At 56.7% G+C, this 8,252-nt stretch carries 6 protein-coding genes, 1 tRNA gene and 1 other RNA gene; 6 read left to right on the forward strand and 2 right to left on the reverse strand.

What is annotated here, in order from left to right; genetic code table 11:
* The first annotated feature begins 78 nt into the window (after positions 1 to 78).
* The gene (locus ABLU67_RS13290; protein WP_348852330.1) at positions 79 to 2,409 is read left to right on the forward strand and encodes a molybdopterin guanine dinucleotide-containing S/N-oxide reductase; all 2,331 of its coding nucleotides are present in this window, start codon (positions 79 to 81) and stop codon (positions 2,407 to 2,409) included.
* Here ABLU67_RS13290 and ABLU67_RS13295 read toward each other — a convergent pair.
* Entirely contained in the window at positions 2,372 to 2,818 is a 447-nt protein-coding gene (locus ABLU67_RS13295; RefSeq protein ID WP_057173465.1) for an N-acetyltransferase, read from the reverse strand. The two genes, ABLU67_RS13290 and ABLU67_RS13295, sit on opposite strands and share 38 nt — an antisense overlap.
* Entirely contained in the window at positions 2,808 to 3,377 is a 570-nt protein-coding gene (gene tag, locus ABLU67_RS13300) for a DNA-3-methyladenine glycosylase I (protein WP_025106795.1), read from the reverse strand. Before tag ends, ABLU67_RS13295 begins: the two co-directional genes overlap by 11 nt.
* 160 nt (positions 3,378 to 3,537) lie before the next feature.
* On the opposite strand from tag, the gene ABLU67_RS13305 reads away from it, so the two are divergent.
* The 5 genes from ABLU67_RS13305 to ABLU67_RS13325 all read left to right on the forward strand — a co-directional run bounded on the left by ABLU67_RS13305 (position 3,538) and on the right by ABLU67_RS13325 (position 7,989).
* Entirely contained in the window at positions 3,538 to 4,182 is a 645-nt protein-coding gene (locus tag ABLU67_RS13305) for a lipase (RefSeq protein WP_014227192.1), read from the forward strand.
* Between the two features lie 342 nt (positions 4,183 to 4,524).
* Positions 4,525 to 5,727 (forward strand): MFS transporter, encoded by a 1,203-nt coding sequence (locus tag ABLU67_RS13310; RefSeq protein WP_014227191.1) that lies wholly within the window; start codon positions 4,525 to 4,527, stop codon positions 5,725 to 5,727.
* A 241-nt stretch (positions 5,728 to 5,968) separates the two neighbouring features.
* Positions 5,969 to 7,657: a kdo(2)-lipid A phosphoethanolamine 7''-transferase gene (eptB, locus tag ABLU67_RS13315; protein WP_032751647.1), complete on the forward strand. Its 1,689-nt coding sequence runs from the start codon at positions 5,969 to 5,971 to the stop codon at positions 7,655 to 7,657.
* A gap of 89 nt (positions 7,658 to 7,746) precedes the next feature.
* Positions 7,747 to 7,823 (forward strand) — tRNA-Pro (locus ABLU67_RS13320).
* A 34-nt stretch (positions 7,824 to 7,857) separates the two neighbouring features.
* Positions 7,858 to 7,989: non-coding RNA, RtT sRNA (locus ABLU67_RS13325), on the forward strand.
* Positions 7,990 to 8,252 lie beyond the last annotated feature (263 nt).

An 8,252-nucleotide genomic window follows, 5' to 3' on the forward strand; every position in this document is an offset into this window, starting at 1 on the left:
ATCTCAATTTGTAAATAACATTGAACGGCTGAATAACGTGCCGTCACCACACCTGCTATCGCTGACCAGGAGCCCGCATTGCCAACCTCATCTGCTACCAAAACTATCCTGACCGCAGCCCATTGGGGGCCAATGCTGGTCGAAACCGATGGCGAGAACGTCATCTCTTCGCGCGGGGCGCTTGATACCCCTTTCCCCAACTCGCTGCAAACCGCAGTGCGCGATCAGGTGCATAGCAAAACCCGCGTACGTTATCCGATGGTGCGTAAGGGATTTCTCGCCTCGCCAGAAAGCCCACAAGGCGTGCGCGGGCAGGATGAGTTTGTGCGGGTGAGCTGGGAGCAGGCGCTGGATCTGATTCACGCCCAGCACCGGCGCATTCGCGAAAGCTACGGCCCGGCGTCGATTTTTGCGGGCTCCTACGGCTGGCGCTCAAATGGCGTGTTGCACAAAGCGGCGACGCTGCTCCAGCGCTATATGAGCCTGGCGGGCGGCTATACCGGGCATCTGGGCGATTATTCTACCGGCGCGGCCCAGGCGATCATGCCGTACGTGGTTGGCGGTAATGAGGTTTATCAGCAGCAGACCAGCTGGCCAATGGTGTTGGAACATAGCGATGTCGTGGTGCTGTGGAGCGCTAACCCATTAAATACGCTAAAAATTGCCTGGAACGCTTCCGATGAGCAGGGCATCCCGTGGTTCGATCGTCTGCGTCAGAGTGGGAAGCGGGTGATCTGCATCGATCCCATGCGATCGGAAACGGCGGAATTCTTTGGCGACGCGGCGGAGTGGATCGCCCCGCATATGGGCACCGACGTGGCGCTGATGCTCGGTATCGCCCATACGCTGGTGGAAAACGGCTGGCAGGATGACGCGTTTTTGGCCCGCTGCACCAGCGGCTATGACGTTTTCGCCCGCTATCTGACCGGGGAGAGCGACGGAACGGCAAAAACGGCGGAATGGGCGGCGGCGATCTGCGGCATTAGCGCGGAGAAAATTCGCGAACTGGCACAACTTTTCCACGAAAACATCACCATGTTGATGTCCGGCTGGGGAATGCAGCGCCAGCAGTTTGGCGAACAAAAACACTGGATGCTGGTGACCCTCGCCGCCATGCTCGGCCAGATAGGCACCCAGGGCGGGGGCTTTGGCCTTTCCTATCACTTTGCCAACGGCGGCAACCCTACGCGCCGCGCGGCGGTGCTGGCCTCAATGCAGGGCAGCGTGGCGGGCGGGACCGATGCAGTGGAAAAAATCCCGGTCGCGCGTATCGTTGAAGCGCTGGAAAACCCCGGGGCGTCTTATCAACATAACGGTATGGAACGCCGCTTCCCGGATATCCGCTTTATCTGGTGGGCGGGCGGCGCCAACTTTACCCACCATCAGGATACCAACCGGCTGATCCGCGCCTGGCAAAAACCGGAGCTTATCGTCATTTCCGAATGCTTCTGGACCGCCGCGGCGCGCCATGCCGATATCGTGCTGCCCGCGACGACCTCATTTGAACGCAACGATATGACCATGACCGGCGACTACAGCAACCAGCATCTGGTGCCGATGAAGCGGGTGGTCGCGCCGCGCGATGAAGCGCGCGATGATTTCGAGGTCTTCGCCGACCTCAGCGAGCGCTGGGAAGCGGGCGGGCGGGAGCGCTTCACCGAGGGTAAAAACGATCTGCAGTGGCTGGAGACGTTTTACCAGATTGCCGCCCAGCGCGGGGCGGCGCAGCAGGTTACGCTGCCGCCGTTCGCCCAGTTCTGGCAGGATAATCAGCTGATTGAAATGCCGGAGAACCCCGAAAACGCGCGCTTCGCCCGCTTTGCCGCCTTCAGGGCCGATCCGCAGGCGAATCCGCTGAAAACCGCCAGCGGTAAAATTGAGATTCACTCGCCGACCATCGCCGGGTTTGCTTATCCGGATTGCCCGCCGCACCCGATGTGGCTGGAGCCGGACGAATGGCACGGCAATGCGCAGGAAGGCCAGCTCCAGGTGCTGTCAGCGCATCCGGCTCACCGCCTCCACAGCCAGCTCAACCATACGTCGCTGCGCGAACAGTACGCGGTGGCGGGTCGTGAACCGTTAACCCTTCATCCGCGCGATGCGCAGGCGCGCAATATCGCCGATGGCGATCTGGTGCGGGTATGGAATTCACGCGGCCAGGTGCTGGCCGGCGCGGTAGTGACCGACGGCATTCGTCCCGGGGTTATCTGCTTGCACGAAGGAGCATGGCCCGATCTCGACTCTCAGGCGGGAATTTGCAAAAACGGTGCGGTGAACGTGCTGACCAAAGATATTCCGACATCGCGGCTGGGTAACGGCTGCGCCGGAAATACGGCGCTGGCCTGGCTGGAAAAGTATACCGGGCCCGAGCTTACGCTGACGGCATTTGATCCGCCGACCAATGCATAATCCAGGTCGGATGCTGGGTTTCATCCTGCCATGCGCAGTCTTCAATGCGGAAGCCCTGCGCATGGTAGAAATTCACCGCCTGAACGTTTTTCTGGTATACCTCAAGGGTTAGCCAACCGTAGTGTTTTTTGACTTCGCCGATCAGCGCGCTGCCGATACCCTGCCTGGCGGCATCCGGCGCGACGAACAGCGCGCCGATGAAGCGTGACTCCATCACGCTGATAAAACCCTTCAGCACGCCGTCCTGCTCCCATACCCAGGTTTGCGCGGAGGGCAGGTAAACGTCGCGCACTACCGCCAGGCTGTCATGCCAGTAGCTTTCGGCGATAAACGGATGCGCGTGGATCGTACTCTCAAGCCACAGCTCGAGCAGCGGGCCGGTTTCGTTAGCGTCCCAGTTACGAATCATCCTGGCCTCCTGAGCGACAGAAACAGTCGATGACGTGGTCGTTGACCAGACCGCAGGCCTGCATAAAGGAGTAGCAGATAGTGGAGCCGACAAACTTAAAGCCCCGTTTTTTCAGCGCTTTCGACAATGCGTCAGAAGCCGGGGTGGTTGTCGGGATCTCCGCCAGCGTGGCGGCGGCCGTCACCTGGGGGTGATTATCGACGAATGACCAGACGAAATCTGCGAAAGGTTCGCCATTTTTTTCCATCGCCAGGAAGGCGCGGGCGTTGCCGATGATGGCCTGAATTTTACCGCGATGGCGAATAATACCGGCGTCGAGAACCAGACGTTCAATGTCTTCTTCGTCCATTGCCGCGACGCGAACCGGATCAAACTGGTGAAAAGCGCGGCGGTAGTTTTCACGCTTTTTCAGCACGGTGATCCACGACAGTCCGGCCTGCTGGCCTTCGAGACAAATCATCTCAAACAGCTTGCGGGGATTCTTTTCAGCAACGCCCCACTCCTTATCGTGGTACTCAATGTATAAAGGATCCTGACTGACCCATCCGCAACGTTGCATCTGTCTCTCCCTTTTGTGATAAAAACTCAGTCGTTCAACTTGACGGCTGAAAGATAAAGATAATAGTTAATACAGGGTTATTATTCCCCAAGCAGGGATAGGACACCCATAAAAAAAACACAGCAACCTTGCCGTTTCGGCTCTTTTTGGAGTCGCATTAATGATAATAAAGAAATGCAATGGCCTCCGGGTATTCCTGGTCCCGGCGTGCGTATCCGTCTGGGCGTCGTGTGTTGCCGGGGCGAATGCCTGGCAACAGGAATATATCGCTATCGATACAAAAAGTAATACTGCGGAACGCTATACATGGGACAGCGATCACCAACCGCGCTATGAAGATATTCTCGCGGAGCGGATAAATGCGTCCGACGATCCTTCCGGACTGGCGTTTAATCAGGCGGTCTCTCCGGTGGATAGCGCACGCGGTATGAGCGTTGGCTGGAATTTCTCTCTGACCGAGGGGATGACGTCCGGCCCGGTCGCCAGTTTACATTCCGATCTGACGTCGCCGCCGCTTACCCGCAATGCGGCCGGAACCGGCTATGTGAATACGCTGGGCTGGCGGGTTGATTATCAGAAGCTATGGGGCGTACATCCGTGGGCTCAGGTGAGCTATAACCAGGAGTTGACGACGGATTTCGGCGGGGCGAACCGCGCGCAGGACGGTGCCTGGCGGGACGTGACGCTGGGCGCAGATATGTCGCTCAACTCTCATCTTGCCGCCTGGGCGGCGCTGTCCCAGGCGGACAATTTACCCACCGGGGCAAACTATCTCTATTTAATGGGCGTGAGCGCCAATTTTTAATTTATTGCGGATACGCTGGCGGCGCTTGTGATCCGGCCCATCCCTGAGCCTCACCCGGATGGGGCTGCGGCATGCCGCCATTTGCCACTCGAGTTATTCAGGCTAAATATGTAGCATAGTTGATACGTTTAATTTACTTTATCATTACAGTAATGACGCATCTTCCAGCGGTAGCGGGCACTAACTTTTCGATAAATCGTTAAGGCGTGAATGTTTTGCAATGTCATTCATTCCGCCTTTAATGCATTTCATTCCGCGGTAGCGGCAGCTCATGCCTTTTTTCCCCAGACTTACAGGGGACTTCGTTATGGTGGCGGCAGTTAATTATTCAGGACAACTGCTATGAACGCTGCAAACCGTCAATACACCCGCTGGCTTACGCTGCTCGGCACTATCATTACGCAATTTGCGCTGGGATCGGTTTATACATGGAGTTTGTTCAATAGTTCGCTTTCCGCCAAGCTGGACGAACCGGTAAGCCAGGTGGCGTTTTCATTCGGCCTGTTAAGCCTCGGCCTGGCGCTCTCTTCATCCGTGGCAGGTAAATTACAGGAACGTTTCGGCGTTAAACGCGTCACCATGGCTTCCGGCGTCCTGCTGGGCCTCGGATTCTTCCTTACCGCGCATTCAAACAGCCTGATGATGCTGTGGCTGAGCGCGGGTCTGCTGGTTGGGCTGGCCGACGGTGCTGGCTATTTGCTGACGCTGTCGAACTGCGTCAAATGGTTCCCGGAACGTAAGGGACTGATTTCGGCTTTTTCCATCGGTGCTTACGGGCTTGGCAGCCTGGGTTTTAAATTTATTGACTCCCATCTGCTGGCGACGGTCGGCCTGGAAAAAACCTTTATTATCTGGGGCGCTATCGTGCTGGTGATGATCGTTTTTGGCGCGACGCTGATGACAGACGCGCCGAACCACACCGCTACCGCCAACAACGGCGTCGTCGAAAACGACTTCACCCTCGCCGAATCGATGCGTAAACCTCAGTACTGGATGCTGGCGGTGATGTTCCTGACCGCCTGCATGAGCGGCCTGTACGTGATTGGCGTGGCGAAAGATATCGCCCAGGGGATGGTGCACCTCGATGTTGCGACGGCCGCCAACGCGGTGACGGTGATCTCTATCGCTAACCTGAGCGGGCGCCTGGTTCTGGGCATTCTGTCCGATAAAATGTCCCGCATCCGGGTGATTACCATCGGACAGGTTGTCTCGCTTATCGGTATGGCGGCGCTGCTGTTCGCTCCGCTGAACGCCATGACGTTCTTCGCCGCTATCGCCTGCGTGGCCTTTAACTTCGGCGGTACGATTACCGTCTTCCCGTCGCTGGTCAGCGAGTTCTTTGGCCTCAATAACCTGGCGAAAAACTACGGCGTGATTTATCTCGGCTTTGGTATCGGCAGCATCTGCGGTTCGCTGATTGCTTCCCTGTTCGGCGGTTTCTACGTGACCTTCTGCGTCATTTTTGCGCTGCTGATTCTCTCTCTGGCGCTTTCGACAACGATTCGCCAGCCGAAAAGTGAAATTTACCACCAGGCTCACGCCTGAAACCGGGTGTTATCCCGGCCCCGATGATTAATTCCCTAAGCTAATAGTGCCAATCCAACCAAATGTTTTGTAAATGTTTGGTTGGATCACATTCCCTCCTGATACTTTTTCCTTCCGCTGTGGTCTACTTATCGCGCTTTGTAGAGGTTTCTTATAACCAAGCTAAACGCACTTTATTAACCTGCTTACTTATATCGCTTAAGTCGGGCGGTTTTATCTCTTCGTTTTCCAGGTTTTTTGCATGAAATACATTAAAACGATGACGCAGCTGAAGCTCAGTATCTGGCTGGCGCTGTACATCGGCTGGTTTATGAACGCCGCCGTATTCTTCCGCCGCTTCGAGGGGTACGCTCAGGAGTTTACCATCTGGAAAGGACTCTCAGGTGCAGTTGAGCTGATAGGGACCTTTCTGGTCACCTTCTTTCTGCTGCGTATTTTGTCGCTGTTTGGCCGCCGGGTCTGGCGTATTCTCGCGACCATCGTCGTACTCTTCTCCGCCGCCGCCAGCTATTACATGACCTTCCTGAACGTGGTGATCGGCTACGGGATTATTGCCTCGGTGATGACCACTGACATCGACTTGTCCAGAGAGGTTATCGGCTGGCACCTGATTCTCTGGCTGGTGCTGATGAGCGCGCTGCCGCTGGTGCTTATCTGGAGCAACCGCTGTCGCTTCACCCTGCTGCGTCAAATTCGTACGCCCGGCCAGCGGATGAAGAATATTACTATCGTGCTGCTGGCTGGCTTGATGGTCTGGGGGCCTATTCGCTTGCTGGAGGTTCGTCAGAAGAACTTTGAGCGCAGTTCCGAAGTCGATCTGCCAAGCTATGGCGGGGTGGTGGCTAACTCCTATCTGCCGTCTAACTGGCTATCAGCGCTGGGGCTTTACGCGTGGGCGCAGGTGGACGAGTCTTCCGATAATAAATCCCTGATCAATCCGGCGAAAAAATTCACCTACGTTGAGCCGCAAGGGCTGGATGATACTTACGTGGTGTTTATCATCGGCGAAACCACCCGCTGGGACCATATGGGCATCCTGGGCTATAGCCGCAATACCACGCCTAAGCTGGCGCAGGAGAAAAACCTGGTCGCTTTCCGCGGATACTCCTGCGATACCGCTACTAAGCTGTCGCTGCGCTGTATGTTCGTTCGTCAGGGCGGGGCGGATGATAACCCGCAGCGGACGCTGAAAGAACAGAACGTCTTTGCCGTCCTGCACCAGCTCGGCTTTACCGGCAACCTGTACGCCATGCAGAGCGAGATGTGGTTCTACAGCAACACGATGGCGAACAATATCGCCTATCGCGAGCAGATTGGCGCTGAGCCGAGTAACCGCGGCAAGAGCGTTGACGACATGCTGCTGGTGGATGAGATGAAGCGCGGTCTGGCGAAGAATCCCAATGGTAAGCACCTGATTATTCTGCATACCAAAGGATCGCACTTTAACTATACCCAGCGCTATCCGCGCAGCTTTGCGCAGTGGAAGCCGGAGTGCGTCGGCGTCGATAATAAATGCTCGAAGGCTGAGCTGATTAACTCGTACGATAACAGCGTGACCTACGTCGATCACTTTATCGTCAGCGTGCTGGATCAGCTGCGGGACAAGAAGGCGATTGTTTTCTATGCGGCCGACCATGGCGAGTCTATCAACGAGCGCGAACACCTGCACGGTACGCCGCGCAAGATGGCGCCGCCGGAGCAGTTCCGCGTGCCGATGCTGGTGTGGATGTCGGATAAGTATCTGGCGTCGCCCGACCACGCAGCTTCTTTTGCGCACCTGAAGCAGCAGGCGGCCATGAAGGTACCGCGTCGTCACGTAGAGCTGTATGACACTATTATGGGCTGCCTTGGCTATACTTCGCCGGACGGCGGGATTAACCAATATAACAACTGGTGCCACGTTCCTGACGCTGCGGCGAAGAAGGAGTAGCAGAGTGGCGAGTTTCTCGCCGCTTGAGCGACTTTTTCATAATAAGGCATTGACGGGTGTGTATCGCAGCAGTAAGATGCGCCCGCATTCGGTGATTGGCGCAGCCTGGTAGCGCACTTCGTTCGGGACGAAGGGGTCGGAGGTTCGAATCCTCTATCACCGACCAAATTCGAAAAGCCTGCTCAATGAGCAGGCTTTTTTGCATCTGAGGTTTGTGAGGATGAGAACCTCCGGGGGTAGAGGTTCGACTCGAGCGGAGCGAGAGAACGTTGCGTCAGCAACGGCCCGCAGGGCGAGCCACGTAGTGGCGAGTTATCCTCTATCACCGACCAAATTCGAAAAGCCTGCTCAACGAGCAGGCTTTTTTGTTTCTGTCGTCCTTACTGATATGCAGCATCGTTTCCGGGAAATCCAGCCGTACTGCACACCGCTCCCGGGGGCGGCGCAAAGCGCCTTGCCCGGGCTACGGGTTCAGCGTTGTCTACGGGCCGGTAGCCCGGACAGATGCGCAGCATCGCCTCCGGGAAATCCAGCCGCACCGCACACCGCTCCCGGGGGCGGCGCAAAGCGCCTTGCCCGGGCTACGGGTTCAGCG

The sequence above is a fragment of the Klebsiella sp. GN_Kp190 genome, from assembly GCF_040061795.1.
Lineage (GTDB): Bacteria > Pseudomonadota > Gammaproteobacteria > Enterobacterales > Enterobacteriaceae > Klebsiella > Klebsiella michiganensis.